The sequence below is a fragment of the Pseudomonas brassicacearum genome, assembly GCF_000585995.1.
In the GTDB taxonomy this organism is placed as follows: domain Bacteria; phylum Pseudomonadota; class Gammaproteobacteria; order Pseudomonadales; family Pseudomonadaceae; genus Aquipseudomonas; species Aquipseudomonas brassicacearum_A.
Window position 1 is genome coordinate 5,983,360 of record NZ_CP007410.1, and the last position, 26,539, is coordinate 6,009,898.

A 26,539-nucleotide genomic window follows, 5' to 3' on the forward strand; every position below is an offset into this window, starting at 1 on the left:
ATACCTCAGGACAAAGGACAGGCCATTGCCAATCCAACAAAAACCAGGTCAGGCACCACCTTGGCATCAGGAACGACCCCAGAAACCAAATTGGCATCTCCTCCCGTGAGAAACACCACGAAATTGCTCCCCCAATATTCCCGAGCCAACTCAAGCTGAGTCAGGACAAACCCCCTGAGCATCAGCATGCAACCACGCTCGACCGCTTCAACAGTCGTGCGACCCGGGACCAGACTTTCATGAGCTCGCTCGGCGGCCGTATCGTCATAACGAATTCGTCGTGTATGAGTACGCAATTGATTACGCATCAAAGGCATACCTGGACAAATGAACCCCCCAAGATGCTCACCATCAGCAGCCACGAAATCCGCCGTGATAGCCGTACCAAAATCGAGTACCAGGCAGGCCCCCGAAGCAAGATGAAACCCACCGAGTAGCGCTAGCCAGCGGTCAAGCCCCAACCGCTCGTAATCCTCATAGCCATTACTCACGCCCGCCATCTCCCGAGCAGGTACGGCACGAGCCACGGACACTCCAAATACATCCACCAGCGAGGCGACTAACGAGTCAGTCTCTTCTGGAGTTCTCACACTAACCAGGCGACATTTTTTGAGCTGGAATTTGTCAGCGCAACTCAGGCTTGCCAACAGATCGCCGTCAGAACTGACCACCCCCCCGTCAACCGGAGTAAGACCATCGGACTGAAGGACACGCCATTTGATAAAGCTATTGCCGCAGTCGAGCTCAAGAATCATCACGCAACCTCAAACTGAGCTCACCACCGCTAAAGATCTTTTCCACGCCATCCACCTTCAAACGCAGCGCACCCTGGCGGTCAATACCCATCACAACGCCGTCGATTTGATTAATGCCGGCAATCAATGATACAGCTCGCCCCTGCCACAGATGGTATCTCTCCCATTCCGACTGGATCGCAGCAAACCCCGATGCATGATGAAGCCTCAGATATTGCTGAAGCTGGGCCCCCAAGCGGGCCACCAGTTCATTCCGGTCGAAATCCCTACCCGCCTCTAGACACATGGACGTCCACTGCTGATCGACTTCGTCGGTCGATTGCATATTCACATTGATTCCTACACCGAGGACAACGTGGCAGACGTCCGCAGGATCCCCTACCAACTCAAGCAAAATACCTGCAATTTTTTTCTCACCAATCAGGACATCGTTAGGCCACTTAAGTCCTGCCTCCACAATCCCCATATCACGCAAAGCGTGCATGACAGCAAGCCCCACAACAAGACTGAGCCCTTCGATCTGCCTCATGCCGCCATCAATGCGCAATACCAGACTGAAATAGAGGTTATCGGCAAAAGGACTGACCCATTTACGACCGCGACGACCACGACCAGCCACCTGTCGCTCAGCCAACACCATGAAGGGAGCCGCCACTCCGCGCTCTATAGAGCGCAGCGCCTCTGCGTTAGTGGAATCGATGGAGTCAAATATGTGAATAGGCCATTCACATAGCCCTTGTGCGCCGATCTCAGCCGCCTCCAAAAGCAGCAGAGGCTTGGCCAGCTGGTACCCTTTGCCTCGAACCTTGTGAACAGACAACCCCAACTCTGCCTCCAGGTGCTGCAGTTGCTTCCATACAGCACTGCGACTGATACCCAGCGCAACGCCCAGCGCTTGACCCGAATGGAAGCGGCCATCCTTCAGAAGTTTTAGCAACGTGAGCATGCGAACTGCGCCCTGATAATGAGGCCCGCATGATAGCTATGCGCAAGACAGTTGCATAGAAACACAAAGTGCCTTTCCTGCGGGCAAAACAAAACCCCTACCTGCGTCAGCAGATAGGGGTTTCGGAATTTAATCTTGACGATGACCTACTCTCACATGGGGAAACCCCACACTACCATCGGCGATGCATCGTTTCACTGCTGAGTTCGGGATGGGATCAGGTGGTTCCAATGCTCTATGGTCGTCAAGAAATTCGGTAGCCAGCGCGTGCCTTGCGGGCACGTTCCAGCGAATGGGTATGCGATAGTTTGTGTGTTGCTTTGTGAGCAGCGTCGAACTTTCGGTTCGTGTCGTCTTCACACACCGCAATCTGATGCTCCGTATTAAAGAGCCGACTCAAATTGCTTGGGTGTTATATGGTCAAGCCTCACGGGCAATTAGTACAGGTTAGCTCAACGCCTCACAGCGCTTACACACCCTGCCTATCAACGTCGTAGTCTTCGACGGCCCTTCAGGGGACTCAAGGTCCCAGTGAGATCTCATCTTGAGGCAAGTTTCCCGCTTAGATGCTTTCAGCGGTTATCTTTCCCGAACATAGCTACCCGGCAATGCCACTGGCGTGACAACCGGAACACCAGAGGTTCGTCCACTCCGGTCCTCTCGTACTAGGAGCAGCCCCTCTCAAATCTCAAACGTCCACGGCAGATAGGGACCGAACTGTCTCACGACGTTCTAAACCCAGCTCGCGTACCACTTTAAATGGCGAACAGCCATACCCTTGGGACCGGCTTCAGCCCCAGGATGTGATGAGCCGACATCGAGGTGCCAAACACCGCCGTCGATATGAACTCTTGGGCGGTATCAGCCTGTTATCCCCGGAGTACCTTTTATCCGTTGAGCGATGGCCCTTCCATACAGAACCACCGGATCACTAAGACCTACTTTCGTACCTGCTCGACGTGTCTGTCTCGCAGTCAAGCGCGCTTTTGCCTTTATACTCTACGACCGATTTCCGACCGGTCTGAGCGCACCTTCGTACTCCTCCGTTACTCTTTAGGAGGAGACCGCCCCAGTCAAACTACCCACCATACACTGTCCTCGATCCGGATAACGGACCTGAGTTAGAACCTCAAAGTTGCCAGGGTGGTATTTCAAGGTTGGCTCCACGCGAACTGGCGTCCACGCTTCAAAGCCTCCCACCTATCCTACACAAGCAAATTCAAAGTCCAGTGCAAAGCTATAGTAAAGGTTCACGGGGTCTTTCCGTCTAGCCGCGGATACACTGCATCTTCACAGCGATTTCAATTTCACTGAGTCTCGGGTGGAGACAGCGCCGCCATCGTTACGCCATTCGTGCAGGTCGGAACTTACCCGACAAGGAATTTCGCTACCTTAGGACCGTTATAGTTACGGCCGCCGTTTACCGGGGCTTCGATCAAGAGCTTCGCGTTAGCTAACCCCATCAATTAACCTTCCGGCACCGGGCAGGCGTCACACCCTATACGTCCACTTTCGTGTTTGCAGAGTGCTGTGTTTTTAATAAACAGTCGCAGCGGCCTGGTATCTTCGACCGGCATGGGCTTACGCAGTAAATGCTTCACCCTCACCGGCGCACCTTCTCCCGAAGTTACGGTGCCATTTTGCCTAGTTCCTTCACCCGAGTTCTCTCAAGCGCCTTGGTATTCTCTACCCAACCACCTGTGTCGGTTTGGGGTACGGTTCCTGGTTACCTGAAGCTTAGAAGCTTTTCTTGGAAGCATGGCATCAACCACTTCGTCACCCAAAGGGTAACTCGTCATCAGCTCTCGGCCTTAGAATCCCGGATTTACCTAAGATTCCAGCCTACCACCTTAAACTTGGACAACCAACGCCAAGCTGGCCTAGCCTTCTCCGTCCCTCCATCGCAATAACCAGAAGTACAGGAATATTAACCTGTTTTCCATCGACTACGCTTTTCAGCCTCGCCTTAGGGACCGACTAACCCTGCGTCGATTAACGTTGCGCAGGAAACCTTGGTCTTTCGGCGTGGGTGTTTTTCACACCCATTGTCGTTACTCATGTCAGCATTCGCACTTCTGATACCTCCAGCAAGCTTCTCAACTCACCTTCACAGGCTTACAGAACGCTCCTCTACCGCATCACCTAAGTGATACCCGTAGCTTCGGTGTATGGTTTGAGCCCCGTTACATCTTCCGCGCAGGCCGACTCGACTAGTGAGCTATTACGCTTTCTTTAAAGGGTGGCTGCTTCTAAGCCAACCTCCTAGCTGTCTAAGCCTTCCCACATCGTTTCCCACTTAACCATAACTTTGGGACCTTAGCTGACGGTCTGGGTTGTTTCCCTTTTCACGACGGACGTTAGCACCCGCCGTGTGTCTCCCATGCTCGGCACTTGTAGGTATTCGGAGTTTGCATCGGTTTGGTAAGTCGGGATGACCCCCTAGCCGAAACAGTGCTCTACCCCCTACAGTGATACATGAGGCGCTACCTAAATAGCTTTCGAGGAGAACCAGCTATCTCCGAGCTTGATTAGCCTTTCACTCCGATCCACAGGTCATCCGCTAACTTTTCAACGGTAGTCGGTTCGGTCCTCCAGTTAGTGTTACCCAACCTTCAACCTGCCCATGGATAGATCGCCCGGTTTCGGGTCTATTCCCAGCGACTAGACGCCCTATTAAGACTCGCTTTCGCTACGCCTCCCCTATTCGGTTAAGCTCGCCACTGAAAATAAGTCGCTGACCCATTATACAAAAGGTACGCAGTCACCCAACAAAGTGGGCTCCCACTGCTTGTACGCATACGGTTTCAGGATCTATTTCACTCCCCTCTCCGGGGTTCTTTTCGCCTTTCCCTCACGGTACTAGTTCACTATCGGTCAGTCAGTAGTATTTAGCCTTGGAGGATGGTCCCCCCATATTCAGACAAAGTTTCTCGTGCTCCGTCCTACTCGATTTCACTTCTAAGATCCTTTCGCGTACAGGGCTATCACCCACTATGGCCGCACTTTCCAGAGCGTTCCGCTAAAATCAAAGAAGCTTAAGGGCTAGTCCCCGTTCGCTCGCCACTACTAAGGGAATCTCGGTTGATTTCTTTTCCTCAGGGTACTTAGATGTTTCAGTTCCCCTGGTTCGCCTCTTGCACCTATGTATTCAGTACAAGATAACCATCTTATGATGGCTGGGTTCCCCCATTCAGACATCTCCGGATCAAAGTCTGTTTGCCGACTCCCCGAAGCTTTTCGCAGGCTACCACGTCTTTCATCGCCTCTGACTGCCAAGGCATCCACCGTATGCGCTTCTTCACTTGACCATATAACCCCAAGCAATCTGGTTATACTGTGAAGACGACATTCGCCGAAAATTCGTACGCTTGCTCACTTAAGAGCAACTCACAAATTTTACCTTAGCCTGAGCCGTTACCAGTGAAAGTAACGTCCAGTCTATCTTTCTATCACATACCCAAATTTTTAAAGAACGATCTAATCAAAAGACTAGAAATCAACATTCACCATCACCTTGATGGAATGCTCATTTCTAAGCTTTCAGAAGCAGTTTATGGTGGAGCCAAGCGGGATCGAACCGCTGACCTCCTGCGTGCAAGGCAGGCGCTCTCCCAGCTGAGCTATGGCCCCATAACAAAATTGGTGGGTCTGGGCAGATTCGAACTGCCGACCTCACCCTTATCAGGGGTGCGCTCTAACCAACTGAGCTACAGACCCAATTTCGAGCTTGTAACTGTTAGCTATGAGCTATCAGCTTGGAGCTTAAAGCTGCTTCTATCGTCTTCTTCAATGAATCAAGCAATTCGTGTGGGAGCTCATGAAGCAGCTGCGGTCGTCGATTAAGGAGGTGATCCAGCCGCAGGTTCCCCTACGGCTACCTTGTTACGACTTCACCCCAGTCATGAATCACACCGTGGTAACCGTCCTCCCGAAGGTTAGACTAGCTACTTCTGGTGCAACCCACTCCCATGGTGTGACGGGCGGTGTGTACAAGGCCCGGGAACGTATTCACCGCGACATTCTGATTCGCGATTACTAGCGATTCCGACTTCACGCAGTCGAGTTGCAGACTGCGATCCGGACTACGATCGGTTTTGTGGGATTAGCTCCACCTCGCGGCTTGGCAACCCTCTGTACCGACCATTGTAGCACGTGTGTAGCCCAGGCCGTAAGGGCCATGATGACTTGACGTCATCCCCACCTTCCTCCGGTTTGTCACCGGCAGTCTCCTTAGAGTGCCCACCATAACGTGCTGGTAACTAAGGACAAGGGTTGCGCTCGTTACGGGACTTAACCCAACATCTCACGACACGAGCTGACGACAGCCATGCAGCACCTGTCTCAATGTTCCCGAAGGCACCAATCCATCTCTGGAAAGTTCATTGGATGTCAAGGCCTGGTAAGGTTCTTCGCGTTGCTTCGAATTAAACCACATGCTCCACCGCTTGTGCGGGCCCCCGTCAATTCATTTGAGTTTTAACCTTGCGGCCGTACTCCCCAGGCGGTCAACTTAATGCGTTAGCTGCGCCACTAAGAGCTCAAGGCTCCCAACGGCTAGTTGACATCGTTTACGGCGTGGACTACCAGGGTATCTAATCCTGTTTGCTCCCCACGCTTTCGCACCTCAGTGTCAGTATCAGTCCAGGTGGTCGCCTTCGCCACTGGTGTTCCTTCCTATATCTACGCATTTCACCGCTACACAGGAAATTCCACCACCCTCTACCATACTCTAGCTTGTCAGTTTTGAATGCAGTTCCCAGGTTGAGCCCGGGGATTTCACATCCAACTTAACAAACCACCTACGCGCGCTTTACGCCCAGTAATTCCGATTAACGCTTGCACCCTCTGTATTACCGCGGCTGCTGGCACAGAGTTAGCCGGTGCTTATTCTGTCGGTAACGTCAAGACAGTTACGTATTAAGCAACTGCCCTTCCTCCCAACTTAAAGTGCTTTACAATCCGAAGACCTTCTTCACACACGCGGCATGGCTGGATCAGGCTTTCGCCCATTGTCCAATATTCCCCACTGCTGCCTCCCGTAGGAGTCTGGACCGTGTCTCAGTTCCAGTGTGACTGATCATCCTCTCAGACCAGTTACGGATCGTCGCCTTGGTGAGCCATTACCCCACCAACTAGCTAATCCGACCTAGGCTCATCTGATAGCGCAAGGCCCGAAGGTCCCCTGCTTTCTCCCGTAGGACGTATGCGGTATTAGCGTCCGTTTCCGAGCGTTATCCCCCACTACCAGGCAGATTCCTAGGCATTACTCACCCGTCCGCCGCTCTCAAGAGAAGCAAGCTTCTCTCTACCGCTCGACTTGCATGTGTTAGGCCTGCCGCCAGCGTTCAATCTGAGCCATGATCAAACTCTTCAGTTCAAACATCTTTGGGTTTTGAGAAAACCCTAAACTTGGCTCAGCAATCGTTGGTTACATCTTTGATTTCTCGCGGAGTAACTTGTGATGCTGATAATCTGTTGACTAGCAGTCTGACTCCACAAGCACCCACACGAATTGCTTGATTCAGTTGTTAAAGAGCGGTGGGTTGAGCCTTTCGTCTCAACCGAGGCGCGCATTCTACAGCGCCCCGTGTATCTGTCAAGCGGTTATTTTCAGAAGTTTTCAAAGTTTCCTTTGCAACTTCAACCACTTGCGCTTCCGATCTCTCGTTAGCGGGAGGCGAATTCTACAGCGTTACTCGCTGCTGTCAACACCTCTTTTTCTCCGCTTTCGACCGAGAAGATCGAACCGTCGACAGGGCCAAACAACACCGCCCCATTGACTCCTTCCAGGCTTCGATGAACTGAAGCAGGCTGCTGTCGAAAACCATATAACTCTTTGAATCTCAAGGAGTTTTCCGTTTCGACTGCGCCGGAAGTGGGGCGAATTATAGACGTCTAGGACTTGCCGTCAACAGCTATTTTCAGCTTTATTCGGATTTCAGCGTAATACGGGCGAAAGCCTTTTTACCGGCCTGGCATACATGGGTAGAACCCAGCTCATATATATAGGCGCGATCCACAACCTCACCATCGATACGCACACCGCCGGAACCAAGGAGATCTCGCGCTACCGCCGCGTTCTTGACCAGGCCCGCCTTGTTAAGAACAGCCGCGATCGGCATATTCTCGGCCGCTGTCAGTTCGATCTCTGGCAGATCGTCCGGCAGCTCACCATCCTTCATACGATTACCTGCCGCACGGTGAGCATTAGCCGCAGCCTCTTCACCATGAAAACGAGCGACAATTTCTTCGGCCAGCTTGATCTTGATGTCCCGCGGATTAGCTCCAGCCTCAACATCTGCACGGAATGCATTGATTTCATCCATGGAGCGGAAGCTCAACAGCTCGAAGTAACGCCACATCAGTACATCTGGAATGGAAACCAGCTTGCCGTACATAACGCCCGGCGCTTCCTGAATGCCAACGTAGTTGCCCAACGACTTGGACATCTTCTTCACACCGTCCAACCCCTCAAGCAACGGCATGGTCAGGATGCACTGGGCCTCCTGGCCATAACCGCGCTGCAGCTCACGCCCCATCAACAGATTGAACTTCTGGTCGGTGCCGCCGAGTTCAACGTCCGCTCGCAACGCGACCGAGTCATAACCCTGCACAAGCGGGTAGAGAAACTCATGAATGGCGATTGGCTGATTGGTTGTATAGCGCTTGTCGAAGTCATCGCGCTCAAGCATACGAGCCACGGTGTACTGGGAAGTCAGGCGAATGAAATCCGCCGGCCCCATCTGGTCCATCCAAGTGGAGTTGAAAGCCACTTCGGTCTTGGCCGGATCAAGGATCTTGAAGACTTGAGTCTTGTAGGTCTCGGCGTTATCGAGAACCTGCTCGCGGGTCAGCGGCGGACGGGTAGCACTCTTGCCACTCGGATCACCGATCATCCCGGTGAAGTCACCTATAAGGAAGATGACCTGATGCCCCAGATCCTGGAACTGGCGCAGCTTATTAATAAGCACGGTGTGACCCAAGTGAAGATCAGGTGCCGTCGGGTCGAAACCAGCCTTGATACGCAGCGGCTGCCCGCGCTTGAGCTTTTCGATCAGCTCGGACTCGACCAACAGTTCTTCCGCACCACGTTTGATCAGCGCTAGCTGCTCTTCAACCGACTTCATAACAGACCCGCAAGGCTCAGATTCAAAGGGACCCAACCATACAAGAACGCACACCAAATACAAGGTTTGCCCGGCGCGGGGACGCCAATCCACAGACAGAGCGTCCGCGGGCTTGCTTCGAAGGGGTTTTGGTTATATTTTATACAGTTATTTCATCTTCATCATGTCATTCATCTTTTCCAATTCATCTTTTCAAAAGTCAAAATTACCTATGACCACAGAACCGTCTAAAGCGCCGCCGCTTTACCCAAAGACCCACCTGCTTGCCGCAAGTGGTATCGCAGCCCTCCTTAGCCTGGCGCTCCTGGTGTTCCCCTCCAGCGATGTTGAAGCCAAAAAGACGACTCTGAGTCTTGAACTGGAAAGCCCTGCTGAACAACTGACACAAGATCAAGACGCTGCCGAAGCCGCTCAAGCCACAAACGAACCGGCCGCCTCCCCTTTCGCGCAGATTGAAAACAGCCCTGAAGACACCACCGAGGCCGCTCAGTCAGAGCCTCCAGCTGTAGAAGAAAAGAAAGGACCGGACCACCGCGAGGTCATAGTCGCCAAAGGCGATACGCTCTCCACCCTCTTCGAAAAGGTGGGCCTGCCCTCGACTTCGGTCCACGAAATCCTGGCCAGCGACAAGCAAGCCAAACAATTCACCCAACTGCAGCGTGGCCAGAAACTCGAATTCGAACTTAATCCCGACGGACAGCTGACCAACCTGCACACCAAGTTAAGCGACCTGGAAAGCATCACCCTGACCAAGAATGACCAGGGTTATGTATTCAATCGGGTGACCGCCAAGCCTACCGTGCGTTCGGCGTACGTCCATGGCGTGATCAACAGCTCACTGTCGCAGTCCGCCGCGCGCGCAGGCCTTTCCCATAGCCTGACCATGGACATGGCCAGCGTGTTTGGCTACGACATCGACTTCGCCCAGGATATTCGCCAGGGCGACGAGTTCGACATCATCTACGAACAGAAAGTGGTCAACGGAAAGAGCGTCGGCAACGGTCCGATCCTTTCCGCGCGCTTCACCAACCGCGGCAAGACCTACACCGCGGTGCGCTACACCAACAAACAAGGCAACAGCAGCTACTACACTGCCGATGGCAACAGCATGCGCAAGGCTTTCATCCGTACGCCGGTTGATTTCGCCCGCATCAGCTCGAAGTTCTCCGCAGGCCGCAAGCACCCGATCCTGAACAAAATCCGCGCCCATAAAGGCGTCGACTACGCAGCGCCCCGTGGCACGCCAATCAAGGCCGCCGGCGACGGTAAAGTATTGCTGGCCGGGCGCCGCGGCGGTTATGGCAACACCGTGATCATCCAGCACGGCAACACCTACCGCACGTTGTACGGCCACATGCAGGGCTTCGCCAAAGGCGTGAAGACCGGCGGCAGTGTCAAGCAAGGCCAGGTCATCGGATATATCGGCACCACCGGCCTGTCCACCGGACCGCACTTGCACTATGAGTTCCAGGTCAACGGGGTCCACGTCGACCCTCTGGGCCAGAAGCTGCCGATGGCCGACCCGATCGCCAAATCCGAGCGCTCGCGCTTCCTGGCTCAAAGCCAGCCCTTGATGGCTCGCATGGATCAAGAGAAAGCCACCATGCTGGCTTCGAGCAAGCGCTAAGCCATGGCGCTCTATATCGGTGTGATGTCCGGGACCAGCCTGGATGGCCTGGATATCGCACTGATCGAACTGGCCCCGGCGATCCGATTGATCGCTACGCACTACATCCCCATGCCCGCCGCCCTGCGCACCGAATTGCTCGGATTGTGCAGCAGCGGGCCCGATGAGATCGCCCGCTCCGCCATTGCCCAGCAAAACTGGGTAGAGCTGGCTGCCCAGGGGGTTAATACCCTACTCAATGAACAGAACCTCAGGCCCGAAGACGTAACGGCGATTGGCAGCCACGGCCAGACCATTCGCCATGAACCAGCCCGTGGCTTTACCGTGCAGATCGGCAATCCCGCACTGCTGAGCGAGTTGACCGGCATCACCATCGTCAGCGACTTCCGCAGTCGTGACGTAGCGGCTGGCGGGCAAGGTGCGCCTCTGGTCCCAGCCTTTCACGAAGCACTGTTCGAAGAACGAGCCGGCAATCGTGCGGTGCTGAATGTTGGCGGCTTCAGCAATTTGAGCCTGATAGAACCCGCAAAACCGGTAGCCGGTTTCGATTGTGGCCCCGGCAACGTCTTGCTCGATGCCTGGATACACCAGCAACGGGGCGAGCATTTCGATCGCGACGGACAATGGGCCGCCAGCGGGACGGTCAAACCGGTTCTGCTCAAGGAACTGCTTAGCGACCCTTTCTTTGTCACCAAAGGTCCGAAAAGCACTGGGCGAGAAGTCTTCAACTTGGCCTGGCTGACCCAACACCTGTCACGCCTACCAGCCTTTGCCGCTGAAGATGTACAGGCAACACTGCTTGAGCTGACAGCCCTGACCATCGTCGAATCACTGCAAAACGCCCAGGCAGAGACTCAAGAGCTGCTGGTCTGCGGTGGCGGCGCGCATAACCATACACTCATGAAGCGTCTGGCCGATTTACTGCCGGATGCCAAAGTCAGCAGCACGGCAGCTTACGGTGTGGACCCGGACTGGGTCGAAGCCATGGCCTTCGCCTGGCTGGCCCATTGCTGCCTTGAAGGCATTCCAGCCAATCGCCCAAGTGTCACCGGCGCCCGGGGCTTGCGCATACTCGGCGCCATCTATCCCGCCTGAACCCAATAATCCCGGACAAAAAAACGCCGCAGGGCTGTAAGGCACTGCGGCGCTTTTTTGTTGAAGCGGTCAGATCGAGAACGATGAACCGCAACCGCAGGTCGTGGTGGCGTTCGGGTTCTTGATCACGAAACGCGACCCTTCCAAGCCTTCCTGGTAATCCACCTCAGCACCTGCCAGGTACTGGAAGCTCATCGGATCGACCACCAGACTGACGCCTTCGCGCTCGACGATGGTGTCGTCTTCAGCCACTTCCTCATCGAAAGTGAAGCCGTACTGAAAACCGGAACAACCGCCGCCCGTCACGAACACGCGCAGCTTCAAACGATCATTGCCCTCTTCATCGACCAGGCTCTTCACCTTGTGCGCGGCACCGTGGGTGAATTGCAAAGCCATGGGGGTGAAGGTTTCGACGCTCATGCTGAATATCTCCCGGCGCTTACGCCGCCATAATGCGTGATGGCGGGCATTATCCGCTTCTCCTAGAAAATCGGTCAACTATTTGAGGGGCAGCTGCAAGCTACAAGTTCAAAGCTGCAAGCTTGTAGCTTAACGCTTGCAGCTTTTAACTGCTGTTAAGGCAACATCCCCGCGTGGGAAAGCCCCAGACGCTCATCCAGCCCGAACAGGATGTTCAGGTTCTGCACCGCCTGGCCCGACGCGCCTTTGACCAGGTTATCGATGACCGACAACACCACCACCAGATCCCCGTCTTGCGGACGATGCACAGCGATCCGGCAAACGTTCGCGCCGCGCACGCTACGGGTTTCCGGATGGCTGCCGGCTGGCATTACGTCGACGAACGGTTCGTTCGCGTAACGCTTTTCGAACAATGCCTGCAGGTCCACCGAGCGATCAACGACGGTAGCGTAAAGCGTCGAGTGGATGCCACGGATCATTGGGGTCAGGTGCGGCACGAAAGTCAGGCCGACGTCCTTGCCCGCGGCCCGACGCAGCCCCTGGCGGATTTCTGGCAGGTGACGGTGACCCTTGACCGCGTACGCCTTCATGCTTTCCGACGTCTCGGAGTACAGCGAACCGACACTGGCACCGCGCCCAGCGCCACTGACACCGGACTTGCAGTCAGCGATCAGGCGCGAAGTATCGGCAAGACCGGCCTCGAGCAGGGGCAAGAACCCCAGTTGCGTTGCCGTCGGATAGCAACCCGGCACCGCGATCAGCCGGGCCTGCTTGATGTTCTCCCGATTGACTTCCGGCAATCCGTAGACCGCCTCGTCGAGCAGCTCCGGCGCCCCATGGGGCTGGCCATACCATTTGGCCCATTCGTCGGCGTCCTGCAGGCGGAAGTCTGCCGACAGGTCGATGACCTTGGTCCCGGCGGCCAGCAGCTCACCTGCCAGCGCGTGGGCGACACCATGGGGCGTGGCGAAGAACACCACATCGCAAGCGCCGAGGGTCTTGACGTCCGGAACGCTGAACGCCAGGCCGTCGTAATGACCTCGCAGGTTCGGATACATGTCGGCAACGGCCAGGCCGGCCTCGGATCGGGAGGTAATGACCACCACCTCAGCTTGCGGATGCTGTGCCAACAGACGCAGCAGTTCGACACCGGTGTAACCCGTGCCGCCGACGATACCGACCTTGACCATAAACCTGCCCTCAACGAACCCACTGGAAAGCCGTCGATGATAGGGGCCGCAGGACGCGGCGACAACCGCCAAGGTGACGTGTGGGCGCTCTAACCTCTACTATCGAGTCACCGTGAATCTGGGAATAACTAAAAATGCTCTATCTGTGGCTCAAAGCACTTCATATCGTCAGCATGGTCTGTTGGTTCGCCGGCCTGTTCTACCTGCCTCGCCTGTTTGTCTATCACGCCCAAAGCGAAGACAGCGTCAGCAAGGAACGTTTCAGCGTCATGGAGCGCAAGTTGTATCGCGGCATCATGGGCCCGGCGATGATCGCCACCCTGGTATTCGGCATCTGGCTGCTCAGCCTTAATGCCGGCGCCTACTTCACCCAAGGCGGCTGGATGCACGCCAAGCTGACCCTGGTCGTGCTGCTGATCGGCTATCACCATATGTGCGGCGCCCAAGTGAAGCGCTTCGCCCGTGGCGAAAACACCCGCAGCCACGTCTTTTATCGCTGGTTCAATGAAGTGCCGGTCCTGATATTGCTGGCTATCGTAATTCTGGTCGTGGTTCGGCCGTTCTAATCTCCAATCGGCACTACTTAATCCGGGGTACTTCCAATGTCGCTGCCCGCTCTGCTCGAACAACGCTTGCACCTGCCCGTCGTGGCGGCGCCGATGTTCCTGATTTCCAACCCACAGCTGGTGCTGGCCTGCTGTCGCAACGGCATTGTCGGCAGCTTCCCGGCGTTGAATCAGCGCGAAAGCAGTGGCTTCAAGGCCTGGCTGGAGGAAATCGAGGCAGGGCTGGCGCCCCTGGAAAAACCGGCGCCCTACGCCGTCAACCTGATCGTCCACCACAGTAACCCGCGGCTTCAGGCCGACCTGGCCATCTGCATCGAACATAAGGTGCCGATTGTCATCACTAGCCTGGGCGCAGTGAAAGAACTGGTGGACGCCGTTCACAGCTACGGCGGCCTGGTGTTCCACGACGTCACCACACGGCGTCATGCGGAAAAGGCCGCCGAGGCCGGTGTCGATGGTCTGATCGCCGTTGCCGCCGGTGCGGGTGGGCATGCCGGGACCTGGAGCCCATTCTCGCTGATCGCCGAGATCCGGCAGTTCTTCGACAAAACCGTTCTACTTGCGGGATGCCTGAACCACGGTCATCAGATTCTGGCCGCACAGTTGCTCGGTGCGGATTTGGCCTACCTCGGAACGCGCTTTATCGGCACGACTGAAAGCCATGCGCCTGACGCTTATAAAGAGATGTTGCTCACATCCCGAGCCGCAGACATCGTGCATACTCCTGCAGTGTCTGGGGTACCGGCCAGTTTCATGCGCCAGAGCCTGGAAAACGCCGGCTTCGACTTGGCCGCCCTGCAGGGCAAAGGCGAGATGGAGCCTGGTTCGAAACTCAAACCGTTGAACGATGAAGCCAAGGCCTGGAAAACCGTATGGTCCGCAGGCCAGGGCGTGGGGGAAATCCATGATTTGCCAAGCGTCGACCAATTGGTGGCACGCCTGGATGAAGAATACCGTCAGGCGCAGGCTCGGGCGGCACAGCTTGGGGGGCAATGGCCCCGCTGACCTGACAACAACAAATACTTAACCTTTAGAGACAAGGATGCCGGGCATGAGCGAAACCCGTTTCAACATCGTATTCGACGGAGCCCTGATGCCGGGCGTCGATACCACCACCGCCAAACTCAACCTCGCCGAGCTGTTCAAAAGCGATGTCAGCGCCATTGAGCGACTGTTCAGCGGCCGTAAGGTAGCCCTTAAAAGCAACCTGTCCCAGAGCGAAGCACAGAAGTACCTCGAAGCGCTCAACAAGAGCGGGATCGATGCACGAATCGAAGCCGAGCCTGCTCTCCATCTGAGCCTCGGCGAGGTACAGGAATCGCTACACCCGTCGGACGGACGCCACCCGGACGCCATCATCGACCCCGTATCGCCATACGCGCCGCCTCGGGCGGAAGTCGGTGAAGCAGTGGCCGGGTACAGCACACTCAAGCCCTTCAGCTTCGAGGGGCGTATCGGACGTCTGCGGTTCCTGGCCTGGACCATGGTGTTGACGCTGGCGATGCTGCCGGTGATCGGCGTGGCCTTTTGGTTCAGCCTGTCATGGCTCATCGCATCCAACTCGCTGGCTGCGATGATTGTCGGCGGGCTGGCAGGAGTGGCCATCGCGCTCGCCTTTGCTTTTGTGAGTCTCCAGTTCAACGTCCAGCGCCTGCATGACCTTGGTTGGTCCGGGTGGCTGTGGTTGCTCAATCTGGTGCCATTCGTAGGTAGCCTCTTCCCGTTCGTGCTCATGTGCATGCCTGGCAATGCCGGTGCGAATCGCTATGGCGCGCCACCACCGCCCAACAGCACCGCGGTCAAGGTACTGTCATCGCTGTGGGTCGTCATGATCGTCCTGATCATCGCCGCGGCAGTGGGCGGGGCGTTCAGCGATATCGGAGACGAATACAGCAACTCTGTGAGCAACTTTGAAAGCAGCGAGTCGAGCGAATATCAAAACAGCGACGACACCAATGCCGAGCCTGCCGCCGAAGCAGCAGCCGAAGCAGCAGAGGCGGCCTCGCCTTCTGTAGACTATGAGGAAGAAGAGGAACAATAAGCGCGCTTCGTGCCGGTGACAGCCCAGTCCACTGGCGGCGGGCTGTTGTGATGGAGAACTGCATGACCCGTTACGCACTGATCACTGGCGCCTCCGGCGGCCTCGGCCTAGCCATGGCCGAGGCATTGGCCCGGCGCGGCCGTAACCTGATACTGGTGGCTCGACAACGTGATCGGCTGGAAAGTATTGCAATCGAACTGACGCAACGGTTTGGCGTGGAGGTATTGTTCCGGGCTTGTGACCTGGGGGAGCCCCTAAGGCTTTCAGGTTTCTTGCTGGAGCTGGAGGAAGGCGAACGCCAGATCGACTTGCTGGTCAACTGCGCCGGCATTGGCACCAGTGGCCCGTTCCTGGGCCAGGACTGGATGACCGAACAGGACCTGATCGAACTCAATATCCTTGCCCTGACACGCCTCTGTCACGCAATAGGCAATAGCATGGCGCTGCAGGGTGGCGGTCAAATCCTCAACGTTGCATCGATCGCTGCATTCCAGCCAGGCCCCTGGATGAGTACTTATTACGCCAGCAAGGCCTATGTGCTGCACTTTTCCGAAGCCCTGCGGGTCGAACTCAAGAAATGCGCGATCAAGGTATCGGTGCTTTGCCCTGGCCCGATCCGCACCGGCTTTTTCGCCAGGGCCCAGCTCGATGAGCAGAAGTTCATCGATAACAAACGCCTGATGAGCCCGGAGGAAGTTGCGCTGTATGCCGTGCGTGGGCTGGACAGAAACCGGGCCATTATCATTCCCGGGTGGCGCAATCGCTGGCTCGCCGCGTTGCCGCGATGGGGATCGCGGTGGCTGGTACGGACGATCGCCGGCACGGTCAACAAGAGCTACTGCCCGCGCTGAATAACCCTTTGAAGCTAAAATCCAGGCTCGCCAGCCGCCCTTTCAGTACACTCGACCTCGACTAACCCAACGGAGAACAGCTGTGGATACCCTGTTTACCAAGATCATCAACCGGGAGATTCCGGCCAAGATCATCTACGAGGATGACCAGGTCCTGGCTTTCCACGACATCGCCCCACAGGCCCCGGTGCACTTCCTGGTCATTCCGAAGAAGCCGATCCGCACACTCAATGACCTGACTGAGGACGATAAAGGGCTGGCCGGGCATATTCTGTTCACTGCCCAGCGCCTGGCCAAGGAGCAAGGTTGTGAAGACGGTTTTCGTGTGGTGATGAACTGCAATGAACTCGGCGGGCAGACCGTCTATCACATTCATATGCACGTGCTTGGGCAGCGCCAGATGCACTGGCCGCCGGGTTGATACCCCTGACCCAACGCAAATCTTCAGCGGCCGATTGGTTTAAACTGGCCGCTGTGATTTTTCCCCGGAGATAAGCATGACTACCCAACGTCACTACTCGCCGATTGACCGCCTGCTGCTGCAAGCCGATACCGCGATGCGTACGCTGTTGCCCTTCAGTGGCCAGCCGTACCGCCCTTCACCGGCTATCGTGCAGCCAGACGCGCAGCTCAGTGACGAGCAGACCCGCCACGTCGCCGGGCTGATGCGCATCAACCACACCGGCGAAGTCTGCGCCCAGGCGCTGTACCAGGGGCAGGCACTGACAGCCAAGCTGCCCAAGGTGCGCGCGGCGATGGAACATGCTGCCGAGGAAGAAGTCGACCATCTGGTCTGGTGCGAGCAGCGTATTCGTCAGTTAGGCAGCCATACCAGCGTCCTGAATCCGTTGTTCTATGGGATGTCATTCGGAATCGGTGCAGTGGCCGGACTGATCAGTGACAAAGTCAGCCTCGGCTTCGTGGCGGCGACCGAGCATCAGGTGTGCAAGCACTTGAATGAGCACTTGGAGCAATTGCCAGCCGAGGATGAAAAGTCCCGGGCGATTCTGGAGCAGATGCGCGAGGACGAGGAGCACCATGCCGAAAGCGCCCTGGAGGCCGGTGGTTTTCGTTTTCCGGCACCGGTGAAGTTTGGCATGAGCCTGTTGGCCAAGGTCATGACCAAGAGCACTTATCGGATCTGACAGCGAACTGGAGACAGGCTCGAGAAAAATCGGGCCCGCACAAAAAAGGCGACTACCCAGCGGGAGTCGCCTTTTTTTGTACCGAAACTTCAGCGCGGCATGTTGCGTGCGTAGAAGATTTCCAGCATTTCGTGTTTTACACGCTCTTCCACCTGGTCGCGCTGTTCAGTAGACAGGTTGCTAGTGGCATCACCGAACAGGTAGTTATCCAGTTCGAAGTCCTTGAGCAGCATTTTGGTGTGGAACAGGTTTTCCTGGTACACGTTGACGTCGGTCATCTGGTATGCGTCGCGAGTGTCTTCGGACAGGTAGTTCTGAATAGAATTGATCTCGTGATCGATAAAGTGCTTGTGGCCTTCAACGTCGCGGGTGAACCCACGCACGCGGTAATCCACGGTCACGATGTCCGAGTCGAACTGGTGAATCAGGAAGTTGAGCGCCTTGAGCGGTGAAATGACGCCACAGGTCGACACATCAATGTCCACACGGAACGTCGCGATACCGTCGACCGGGTGTATTTCCGGATAGGTATGTACCGTGATGTGACTCTTGTCGAGGTGGGCCAGGATGATTTCGGGCAACGGGCCCGGGGACTCTTCGATCTGGCTGTCGGTCGGTGTCACCGGCTCTTCCGAGATCAGAATGGTCACGCTGGCACCTTGGGGTTCATAGTCCTGACTGGCGATGTTCAGGATGTTGGCACCAATGATATCGACAACTTCCGTGAGTATCTGCGTGAGGCGCTTGGCGTTGTACTCTTTATTGATGTACTCGACGTAGGCCTGCTGGTCTTGCGGAGTTTCCGCATAGCAGATGTCATAGATGTTGAAGCTCAAGGTCTTTGTCAGGTTATTGAACCCATGGAGCTTGAGTTTGCTTTTCACCGTTTGAAAACTCTCTGTGTATTGCGGCCTGGCCGCGTGATCAAGCATGCCCGTCAGATGCGAACGACGCACCTGCGTAGGACGGTTAACACCTCTTCGCGATGGCGATTTTGGTTGTCTGTCCAGACAAGCGACCGGTCGACCGACCGATCACTGCCCTGAAAAAAGTGGCGCATTATGCAGACGTCGGCTGCTGATCGCCAGAGCTTGCACTGCTTTTATGATAGTTGGATGTCGATTCAACCCAATTCGATGATTTCATAATCGTGGGTGATTTCCACACCGGCGGCGCCGAGCATGATGGAAGCCGAGCAGTATTTTTCGGCGGACAGCTCGATGGCACGCTTGACCTGGGCTTCCTTCAAGGCTCGCCCCTTCACCACAAAGTGCATGTGAATCTTGGTGAACACTTTTGGGTCTTCGGTAGCGCGCTCCGCTTCCAGGAAGGCTTCGCAACTTTCGACGGCCTGACGGGATTTCTTGAGGATGCTGACCACGTCGAAATTACTGCAACCGCCCACGCCCAGCAGGAGCATTTCCATTGGCCGCACCCCCAGGTTACGACCACCCGCTTCCGGCGGACCGTCCATGACGACCACATGACCGCTGCCTGATTCACCGAGGAACATGGCTTCGCCAGCCCATTGGATGCGTGCCTTCATCGCCAAGACTCCACTGTTAAAAAAGGGGCGCCAGCTTAGCACAGGCCCTGCCACGACAGTCCCTGCCGTAGGACGCCTGACTGGCGCACTGTAGGTAAATTCTTAAATCAACTGGGGATGCCTCTGTTAAGCTGGCCCCCATTGGCTGGCGTATGGCCAGCTATCGCGATTGCCGTCGCGCCCCTAAAAAAACCAAACCAACACACCGCGCAGGTCTTTCGGGATACAACCATGGTTGCCATTACTCCCACGCTCAAGATCAAGAACCTCGACAAACTCCTGATGCATTGTCAGCGTCGCCGCTACCCAGCCAAGCACAACATCATTTGCGCGGGCGATCGCTCTGAGACGCTGTTTTTCATCATCAAGGGATCGGTCACTATCCTGATCGAGGATGACGACGGTCGGGAAATGATCATCGCCTATCTCAACTCGGGGGACTTTTTCGGCGAACTGGGGTTGTTCGAACAGGCAGGCAAGGAACAGGTGCGCAGCGCCTGGGTACGCGCGAAGATCGAATGTGAGGTCGCGGAAATCAGCTACAGCAAGTTCCGGGAACTGTCTGTGCAAGACCCGGACATTCTTTACGTCCTCAGCGGACAAATTGCACAGCGCCTGCGCAATACCACCCGCAAGGTGGGCGACCTTGCCTTCTTCGACGTCACCGGTCGCGTCGCCCGATGCCTGCTGGAGTTGTGCAAACAACCGGATGCCATGACCCACCCGGACGGCATGCAGATCAAAGTAACCCGCCAGGAAATCGGCCGGATTGTCGGCTGCTCTCGGGAAATGGTCGGTCGAGTGCTCAAGGACTTGGAGGAGCGCAACCTGGTCAGCGTCAAAGGCAAGACCATGGTGGTGTACGGAACGCGTTAGGCCCCGGCGAGCGTGGCCGGCAATTGCCGGTATAACGCCTCGAGCCGTTCCAACGCGTGAGGGGCCGGGAATTTTTCATGCAGGGCAATGTGGCTCTCGGCACGCACTCGCTGCGCCAGGCCACAGGCTTCATTGAAGCAGTTGACCGCTGCGACCATGGATTGGCGTTCGTTCTCCAGCAACAGCGCGCCATGCACCAGGCCTACCGGGCGCTGGCCGCCCTTGCTCTGGCGCCAGCGCTGCGCGGTGCCGACCATTTTCCGACCGTCGAGATTGACGTTGAATCGCCCGTCGCAAAACGCGCCCTCCACTTCCCCCAGTGAAGCCAGCCCACCCAGCTCATCCAGCAACTGGCAGATGGGGTCGCACAACCGGCGATACGCGGTTTCGATTCGTCCATGATCACCTTCGCTGCGCGGTGGCGCGTAGACCAGGGCGATATTGACGGTAGCGGCTGATTGAGGCACCGGCTCACCACCGGTTTCCCGCAGCAGCACGGGCCAGCCGTTGGCGGCCGATACTTCACAGGCGTGTTCAAACCCCGGCAATCGACTCAAGCGACGCGGCATGACCAACGCACGGTCATGGGGCTGCCAGAACAACAGGCCGAACTCGGCATCGCCGGCACAGATGCTGGCCAGCAAATCCTGTTCGGCTTGCAGGCCGGCTTCGACGGTCAGGGAAATCACTGGCGACATCGACTCAGTCCAATGTCGAACCGCTTATCGGCAGACCCCGTTCAGGAAAGAACAACCGTTGCAACTCCGTGCCCGGGTTCTCTGCCCGCATGAACGCCTCGCCCACCAGGAACGAATACACATCGCTGACTTCCATCAACTCGACATCGGCCCGGTTAAGGATGCCGCTTTCGGTGATGACCAGGCGATCACGCGGAATGCGCGGCAACAGGTCCAAGGTGGTTTCCAGGTTGACTTCGAACGTGTGCAGGTTGCGGTTGTTCACCCCGACCAGCTTGGTATCGAGGGTCTTCAGTGCCCGCTCCAACTCATCGCCGTCATGGACCTCGACCAATACATCCAGGCCCATGTCTTTGGCGACGGCCGCCAGCTCGGCCATTTTTACGTCGTCGAGGGCGGAAACGATCAACAACACGCAATCGGCGCCCAGCGCGCGCGCTTCGACAATCTGATACGGGTCGACCATGAAATCCTTGCGGATCACCGGGAGTTTGCACGCCGCCCGCGCCTGCTTGAGGTAGTCGTCAGACCCTTGGAAAAAATCGATATCGGTCAGTACCGAGAGGCAGGTTGCACCGCCCTTCTCGTAGCTCCTGGCGATGTCGGCCGGAACGAAGTTCTCGCGAATCACGCCCTTGCTGGGAGAGGCCTTTTTGATTTCAGCAATCACCGCCGGCTGTTTTTTCTTGGCCTGATCGATCAGCGCCGTGGCAAAGCCGCGGGGCGCATCCGCTGAGCGCGCAAGGCTTTCCAGCTCGGCCAGACTGACTCGCGAACTGCGCTCGGCCACTTCTTCAGCCTTGCGAGCCAGAATTTTTTCCAGAACCGTTGGCACGCTCATCCTTCGTTCTCCACTTTGAATACGGCGGTAAATGCACCGAGTTCTTCGAGTTTTTCCCTGGCCAGGCCGGTGTGCAACGCATCATGGGCCAGTTCCACACCTTGCTTGAGGCTGCTGGCGTGGTCGGCGGCATACAGCGCGGCGCCAGCGTTGAGCACGATCATCTCAGCGGCTTTCTGACCGTTTTCGGTCTTGCGACGCCCCAAGGCATCGCGGATCAGTTCCAGCGACTGGGCCGGACTGTCAACCGCCAGGCCGTGCAGGCTTTGGCTCTTCATGCCCAGGTCTTCAGGTTCGACCCAATACTCGCTGATCTGATCATTTTTTAATTCAGCCACAAACGTTGGTGCCGCCAGACTGAACTCATCCAGGCCGTCCTTCGAATGGACCACCAGCACGTGCTTACTGCCCAAACGTTGCAGGACTTCTGCCAACGGCCGGCACAACGCCTGGCTGAACACGCCCACCACCTGATGTTTCACGCCGGCCGGATTCGTAAGCGGGCCGAGCATGTTGAACAGCGTACGCAGGCCCAACTCACGACGGGGTGCCGCAGCGTGTTTCATGGAGCTGTGGTGGTTTTGGGCAAACATGAAGCCGATGCCGACATGATCAATGCAGCGTGCCACCTGGATCGGTGTCAGGTTCAAGTAAATACCGGCCGCTTCCAGTAAATCGGCGCTGCCACTCTTGCCAGAGACGGCGCGATTGCCATGTTTGGCCACCGTGCAACCCGCTGCCGCGACGACGAATGCCGAGGCGCTGGAGACATTGAAAATATTAGCGCCGTCACCACCGGTACCCGCTACATCCACCACGCGGTCCAGGGTCTTGAGTTCGACCTTGTCCGCCAATTCGCGCATCACCGAGACCGCGCCGACGATTTCATCGATGCTCTCGCTCTTCATGCGCATGGCCATCATGAATGCGCCGATCTGCGCATCCGTGCATTGACCGGTCATGATTTCGCGCATCACGTCGCGCATCTCGTCAGTGCTCAAGTCGAGATGGCCGACGATACGGCTCAGGGCTGTCTTGATATCCATGAAAAGTCCTTAGCGCGTGCCGCCGGTTTGTTTGAGAAAGTTGGCGAACAGTTCGTGGCCCTGCTCGGTGAGAATAGACTCGGGATGAAATTGCACACCCTCGATATTCAGCGTCTTGTGCCGCAGCCCCATGATTTCATCCACCGAACCATCTTCAAGCTGGGTCCAGGCGGTCAGCTCCAGGCAATCAGGCAGGGTTTCACGCTTGACGATCAGGGAGTGGTAGCGGGTGACAGTCAGTGGAAGATTCAACCCTTCGAACACGCCCTTGTTCTCGTGGAATACCGGGCTGGTCTTACCGTGCATGACTTGACGAGCACGTACCACATCGCCGCCAAACGCTTGGCCAATTGACTGATGCCCCAGGCAAACGCCCAGGATCGGCAGTTTGCCGGCGAAATACTTGATGGCTTCGATGGAGATGCCTGCTTCGGTCGGTGTGCAAGGGCCAGGCGAGACCACGATGCGCTCAGGCTTGAGGGCTTCGATTTCAGCGATGGTCAGCTCGTCGTTGCGCACGACCTTGACCTCGGAGCCCAGCTCGCCGAGGTACTGCACAACGTTGTAGGTAAAAGAGTCGTAGTTATCGATCATCAGCAGCATGGCGTAGCAACCTTTGGATTCACTGACTTTATATACGGCCTTCGGAGCAAAAAAAGCCCCTGGCCACAGGTTGTTGTGGAGGACTCAGTCGCCTGAAGTCTGCTCCGCCAACGCCACGGCGCGGAACATCGCCCGACGCTTGTTCAGGGTTTCTTCCCATTCCAATGCCGGCACCGAGTCGGCGACGATGCCGCCGCCGGCCTGCACGTGCAGCTCACCGTTCTTGATCACGGCCGTGCGGATGGCAATGGCGGTGTCCATGTTGCCGTTCCAGGCAAAGTAACCCACGGCCCCGCCGTACACACCACGCTTGACCGGTTCCAGTTCGTCGATGATTTCCATCGCACGGATTTTCGGCGCGCCGGACAAAGTCCCTGCTGGCAGGATCGCCCGCAAAGCGTCCATCGCCGTCAGCCCGGCCTTCAGTTGGCCGGTGACGTTGGAAACGATGTGCATCACGTTGGAATAACGCTCGATGACCATTTTCTCGGTGAGCTTCACCGAACCGACTTCCGAGACCCGCCCGGTGTCGTTGCGGCCCAGGTCGATCAGCATCAGGTGCTCGGCAATTTCCTTGTCGTCCGACAACAGGTCCTCTTCCAGCGCCCGGTCGGCCTCCTCCGTGGCGCCACGGGGACGGGTGCCGGCGATCGGCCGCACGGTAATCAGGTTGTCTTCGACCCGCACCAGCACTTCCGGCGAACTGCCCACGACATGGAAGTCGCCGAAATTGAAGAAGTACATGTAAGGCGTCGGGTTGAAGCAGCGCAGCGCCCGGTACAGATCGATGGGCGCGGCCTTGAAGTCGATGGACATCCGTTGCGACGGCACTACCTGCATGCAATCGCCGGCCAGGATGTATTCCTTGATGGTATCGACGGCGCGTTCGTAATCGTCCTGGGTAAAACTGGAACGGAACACCGGATCGGCCGCCGACTGCTTGCTGAAATCCAGGCCAGGACGCGGGGTGATCGGCTGGCGGAGCTTTTCCAGCAAAGCCTGCAGGCTTTTCTGACCTTGCTCGTAGGCATCTTCCTGGGAAGGGTCGGCCAGGACGATGGCGTGCATCTTGCCAGCGAGGTTATCGAAAACCACGACCGCGTCGGAAACCATCAGCAAAATGTCCGGAACACCCAGCGGATCGGGGTTCGGGCAAGTGCCCAGGCGTTTTTCCACGTAGCGCACACAGTCGTAGCCGAAATACCCCACCAATCCACCGTTGAAACGCGGCAGGCCAGGAATGGTCGGCACGTTGTAGCGGGCCTTGAAGGTTTCGACGAAGGCCAGTGGGTCTTCGACTTCGAGGCTTTCGATCTCGACCCCGTCGTGGGTCACGCTGATGCGATGGTCATGGACCCGCAGCACCGTGCGGCACGGCAGGCCGATGATGGAATAACGCCCCCACTTCTCCCCGCCCTGCACCGATTCGAGCAGGTAGGAGTTGGGCTGGTCGGCCAGCTTGAGGTAGATCGACAGCGGCGTGTCGAAGTCGGCCAGGGTTTCGCAGGCAAGCGGGATGCGGTTGTAGCCGGCAGCGGCTAGACGCAGGAATTCTTCGCGGATCATGGGGTGCCTCGTGGCAAGAGGAGCTGACAGTCAGGTATGCAAACGCGCCGGATAACCGGCCAGGATCAGGTCAGGCGCGCCAACGCCAGCGGGCCAGGGCCTTCATGACTTTCATCCAGAGTTTGCGAGTGACCACCACGATGGCGTTTCCAGAAGAGGATTGAACAGCGTCGGGCAACGTTATCTCAGCGGCCGGGTCCAGGCAACTGGGAATTAGCAGGCGCAAATCGTCGATCACCAGCGTTGGGAATTCTTCAGCGATCGGGCGACCATGGTTATAGCCGTAACTCAGCGCCACGCATTTGACCCCTGCCGCTTTAGCCGCCAGCACATCACTGCGCGAGTCGCCCACAAACAACGATTGGGAGGCCGGGATGTTGGCCATTTTCATCACGAAGAACAGCGCGGCCGGGTCAGGCTTTTTCTGCGGCAAGGTGTCGCCGCCGATGATCCAGCGGAAATAGCGGCCGATTTTCATCTGGTCCAGCAGCGGCGCGACGAAGCGCTCCGGCTTGTTGGTGATCAGCGCCATTTCCACGCCTTGCTTTTGCAGCCACTTGAGTGTGGAGCGCACGCCGGGGTAAACCACGGTCAGCTCGTGATTGTCCTCGTAGGCTTCGTTGAACAGCTCCAGCGCTCGCTCGGCCTCGGCCTCATCGACACCCTGGGCATCGATGTGATTGGCCAGTGCCCGACGCACCAGCATGGGCGCGCCATTGCCAACCCACTGGCGCACGGCATCGAGTCCAGCAGGCGGGCGCCCGAGCTTGAGCAGCATGTTGTCCACGGCCGCCGCGAGGTCTGGAACAGAATCGACCAGTGTGCCATCGAGGTCGAACATCACCAGGCGCGGCAAGGTGCCGGGAAACAGCTGCTCGAAGCCGCTCATGGGCGTGCCAGGGCCAGTTCAGCGCGCATCTTTTCAATCACCTCTTTGTAGTCCGGTGCATTGAAGATCGCCGAGCCTGCGACAAAGGTATCGGCGCCAGCGGCAGCGATTTCGCGAATGTTGCCCACGTTCACGCCGCCGTCGATTTCCAGGCGGATGTCACGCCCCGAGGCGTCGATCAGCGCGCGGGCTTCGCGCAGCTTGTCGAGGGTGCCGGGGATGAACTTCTGCCCGCCGAAGCCCGGGTTGACGCTCATCAGCAGGATCATGTCGACCTTGTCCATCACGTACTTGAGCACGTCCAAGGGCGTTGCCGGGTTGAACACCAGGCCGGCCTTGCAGCCACCTTCACGGATCAACTGCAAGGAGCGATCGATGTGCAGCGTGGCTTCAGGGTGGAAAGTGATGTAGGTGGCGCCGGCCTCGATGAAATCGCCGACGATGCGGTCCACCGGGCTCACCATCAGGTGTGCGTCGATTGGCGCGGTGACGCCATACTTGCGCAACGCCGCGCAGACCATCGGGCCGATGGTCAGGTTGGGTACGTAGTGATTGTCCATGACATCGAAGTGCACGATGTCGGCCCCGGCGGCCAGAACGTTGTCCACTTCCTCGCCCAGGCGGGCGAAGTCGGCGGAGAGAATCGACGGAGCAATAGCGAAGGGCTGCATGACGCACCTGTTTTGAGCGAAATCACGATGGCGCGCATTG

At 57.0% G+C, this 26,539-nt stretch carries 23 protein-coding genes, 2 tRNA genes and 3 rRNA genes; 9 read left to right on the forward strand and 19 right to left on the reverse strand.

Annotated elements, in window-relative coordinates; all coding sequences use genetic code 11:
• Positions 1-5 precede the first annotated feature (5 nt).
• From CD58_RS25765 to tyrS, 8 genes are all read right to left on the reverse strand, one after another.
• A complete protein-coding gene (locus tag CD58_RS25765; RefSeq protein ID WP_025215761.1) occupies positions 6-755 on the reverse strand; it encodes a pantothenate kinase in 750 nt (249 codons plus the stop codon).
• Entirely contained in the window at positions 745-1,701 is a 957-nt protein-coding gene (birA, locus tag CD58_RS25770; RefSeq protein WP_025215762.1) for a bifunctional biotin--[acetyl-CoA-carboxylase] ligase/biotin operon repressor BirA, read from the reverse strand. Before birA ends, CD58_RS25765 begins: the two co-directional genes overlap by 11 nt.
• Positions 1,702-1,834: 133 nt before the next feature.
• A 5S ribosomal RNA gene (gene rrf / locus CD58_RS25775) occupies positions 1,835-1,950 on the reverse strand.
• A gap of 167 nt (positions 1,951-2,117) precedes the next feature.
• Positions 2,118-5,009: ribosomal RNA gene (locus CD58_RS25780) — 23S ribosomal RNA — on the reverse strand.
• Between the two features lie 246 nt (positions 5,010-5,255).
• Positions 5,256-5,331: transfer RNA gene (locus tag CD58_RS25785), tRNA-Ala, on the reverse strand.
• A 10-nt stretch (positions 5,332-5,341) separates the two neighbouring features.
• Positions 5,342-5,418: transfer RNA gene (locus CD58_RS25790), tRNA-Ile, on the reverse strand.
• Positions 5,419-5,541: 123 nt separating this feature from the next.
• Positions 5,542-7,078 (reverse strand): 16S ribosomal RNA (locus CD58_RS25795).
• Together the 16S, 23S and 5S rRNA genes with 2 tRNA genes alongside form the textbook arrangement of a ribosomal RNA operon.
• Positions 7,079-7,628: 550 nt before the next feature.
• Positions 7,629-8,828, reverse strand: a complete 1,200-nt coding sequence (gene tyrS, locus CD58_RS25800) for a tyrosine--tRNA ligase (protein WP_025215763.1) — start codon at positions 8,826-8,828, stop codon at positions 7,629-7,631.
• 211 nt (positions 8,829-9,039) lie between these two features.
• Between tyrS and CD58_RS25805 the strand changes: the two genes are divergently transcribed.
• A complete protein-coding gene (locus tag CD58_RS25805; protein ID WP_025215764.1) occupies positions 9,040-10,455 on the forward strand; it encodes a peptidoglycan DD-metalloendopeptidase family protein in 1,416 nt (471 codons plus the stop codon).
• Positions 10,456-10,458: 3 nt separating this feature from the next.
• Positions 10,459-11,550: an anhydro-N-acetylmuramic acid kinase gene (locus tag CD58_RS25810; RefSeq protein ID WP_025215765.1), complete on the forward strand. Its 1,092-nt coding sequence runs from the start codon at positions 10,459-10,461 to the stop codon at positions 11,548-11,550.
• 69 nt (positions 11,551-11,619) lie between these two features.
• On the opposite strand, the gene erpA is transcribed toward CD58_RS25810, so the two are convergent.
• Both erpA and argC read right to left on the reverse strand, forming a co-directional pair.
• Positions 11,620-11,970, reverse strand: a complete 351-nt coding sequence (gene erpA, locus CD58_RS25815; protein WP_025215766.1) for an iron-sulfur cluster insertion protein ErpA — start codon at positions 11,968-11,970, stop codon at positions 11,620-11,622.
• 155 nt (positions 11,971-12,125) lie between these two features.
• Positions 12,126-13,160: an N-acetyl-gamma-glutamyl-phosphate reductase gene (gene argC, locus CD58_RS25820; protein WP_025215767.1), complete on the reverse strand. Its 1,035-nt coding sequence runs from the start codon at positions 13,158-13,160 to the stop codon at positions 12,126-12,128.
• Positions 13,161-13,294: 134 nt separating this feature from the next.
• On the opposite strand from argC, the gene hemJ reads away from it, so the two are divergent.
• The 6 genes from hemJ to coq7 all read left to right on the forward strand — a co-directional run bounded on the left by hemJ (position 13,295) and on the right by coq7 (position 17,763).
• On the forward strand, positions 13,295-13,726 hold the full coding sequence (gene hemJ / locus CD58_RS25825; RefSeq protein WP_003206117.1) for a protoporphyrinogen oxidase HemJ: 432 nt from the start codon (positions 13,295-13,297) through the stop codon (positions 13,724-13,726).
• Positions 13,727-13,762: 36 nt separating this feature from the next.
• A complete protein-coding gene (locus tag CD58_RS25830) occupies positions 13,763-14,731 on the forward strand; it encodes an NAD(P)H-dependent flavin oxidoreductase (RefSeq protein ID WP_025215768.1) in 969 nt (322 codons plus the stop codon).
• Between the two features lie 46 nt (positions 14,732-14,777).
• Positions 14,778-15,767, forward strand: a complete 990-nt coding sequence (locus CD58_RS25835) for a DUF805 domain-containing protein (RefSeq protein WP_025215769.1) — start codon at positions 14,778-14,780, stop codon at positions 15,765-15,767.
• Between the two features lie 62 nt (positions 15,768-15,829).
• The gene (locus tag CD58_RS25840; RefSeq protein ID WP_025215770.1) at positions 15,830-16,618 is read left to right on the forward strand and encodes an SDR family NAD(P)-dependent oxidoreductase; all 789 of its coding nucleotides are present in this window, start codon (positions 15,830-15,832) and stop codon (positions 16,616-16,618) included.
• Between the two features lie 82 nt (positions 16,619-16,700).
• Positions 16,701-17,039: a histidine triad nucleotide-binding protein gene (locus CD58_RS25845; protein WP_025215771.1), complete on the forward strand. Its 339-nt coding sequence runs from the start codon at positions 16,701-16,703 to the stop codon at positions 17,037-17,039.
• A 76-nt stretch (positions 17,040-17,115) separates the two neighbouring features.
• The gene (gene coq7, locus CD58_RS25850; protein ID WP_025215772.1) at positions 17,116-17,763 is read left to right on the forward strand and encodes a 2-polyprenyl-3-methyl-6-methoxy-1,4-benzoquinone monooxygenase; all 648 of its coding nucleotides are present in this window, start codon (positions 17,116-17,118) and stop codon (positions 17,761-17,763) included.
• 89 nt (positions 17,764-17,852) lie between these two features.
• On the opposite strand, the gene speD is transcribed toward coq7, so the two are convergent.
• Positions 17,853-18,647, reverse strand: coding sequence for an adenosylmethionine decarboxylase (gene speD, locus CD58_RS25855; protein ID WP_025215773.1), 795 nt, complete (start codon positions 18,645-18,647; stop codon positions 17,853-17,855).
• A 239-nt stretch (positions 18,648-18,886) separates the two neighbouring features.
• Entirely contained in the window at positions 18,887-19,309 is a 423-nt protein-coding gene (locus CD58_RS25860; protein ID WP_003206127.1) for an OsmC family protein, read from the reverse strand.
• 231 nt (positions 19,310-19,540) lie between these two features.
• Between CD58_RS25860 and crp the strand changes: the two genes are divergently transcribed.
• A complete protein-coding gene (gene crp / locus CD58_RS25865) occupies positions 19,541-20,185 on the forward strand; it encodes a cAMP-activated global transcriptional regulator CRP (RefSeq protein WP_025215774.1) in 645 nt (214 codons plus the stop codon).
• Here the strand turns inward: crp and CD58_RS25870 are convergent.
• The 7 genes from CD58_RS25870 to rpe all read right to left on the reverse strand — a co-directional run bounded on the left by CD58_RS25870 (position 20,182) and on the right by rpe (position 26,499).
• On the reverse strand, positions 20,182-20,883 hold the full coding sequence (locus CD58_RS25870) for a lipoate--protein ligase family protein (protein ID WP_025215775.1): 702 nt from the start codon (positions 20,881-20,883) through the stop codon (positions 20,182-20,184). The genes crp and CD58_RS25870 overlap by 4 nt on opposite strands.
• A 4-nt stretch (positions 20,884-20,887) precedes the next feature.
• Positions 20,888-21,724, reverse strand: coding sequence for an indole-3-glycerol phosphate synthase TrpC (gene trpC, locus CD58_RS25875; protein WP_025215776.1), 837 nt, complete (start codon positions 21,722-21,724; stop codon positions 20,888-20,890).
• Positions 21,721-22,770 (reverse strand): anthranilate phosphoribosyltransferase, encoded by a 1,050-nt coding sequence (gene trpD / locus CD58_RS25880; RefSeq protein ID WP_025215777.1) that lies wholly within the window; start codon positions 22,768-22,770, stop codon positions 21,721-21,723. Before trpD ends, trpC begins: the two co-directional genes overlap by 4 nt.
• A gap of 9 nt (positions 22,771-22,779) precedes the next feature.
• Positions 22,780-23,373 carry an aminodeoxychorismate/anthranilate synthase component II gene (locus CD58_RS25885; protein WP_025215778.1) on the reverse strand — a complete coding sequence of 198 codons (594 nt, stop codon included), beginning with the start codon at positions 23,371-23,373 and terminating at the stop codon, positions 22,780-22,782.
• A gap of 84 nt (positions 23,374-23,457) precedes the next feature.
• The gene (gene trpE / locus CD58_RS25890) at positions 23,458-24,939 is read right to left on the reverse strand and encodes an anthranilate synthase component I (protein ID WP_025215779.1); all 1,482 of its coding nucleotides are present in this window, start codon (positions 24,937-24,939) and stop codon (positions 23,458-23,460) included.
• Positions 24,940-25,009: 70 nt separating this feature from the next.
• On the reverse strand, positions 25,010-25,828 hold the full coding sequence (locus tag CD58_RS25895) for a phosphoglycolate phosphatase (RefSeq protein WP_025215780.1): 819 nt from the start codon (positions 25,826-25,828) through the stop codon (positions 25,010-25,012).
• Positions 25,825-26,499 (reverse strand): ribulose-phosphate 3-epimerase, encoded by a 675-nt coding sequence (rpe, locus tag CD58_RS25900; RefSeq protein WP_025215781.1) that lies wholly within the window; start codon positions 26,497-26,499, stop codon positions 25,825-25,827. The genes CD58_RS25895 and rpe overlap by 4 nt, the downstream gene beginning before the upstream one ends.
• Positions 26,500-26,539: the final 40 nt, after the last annotated feature.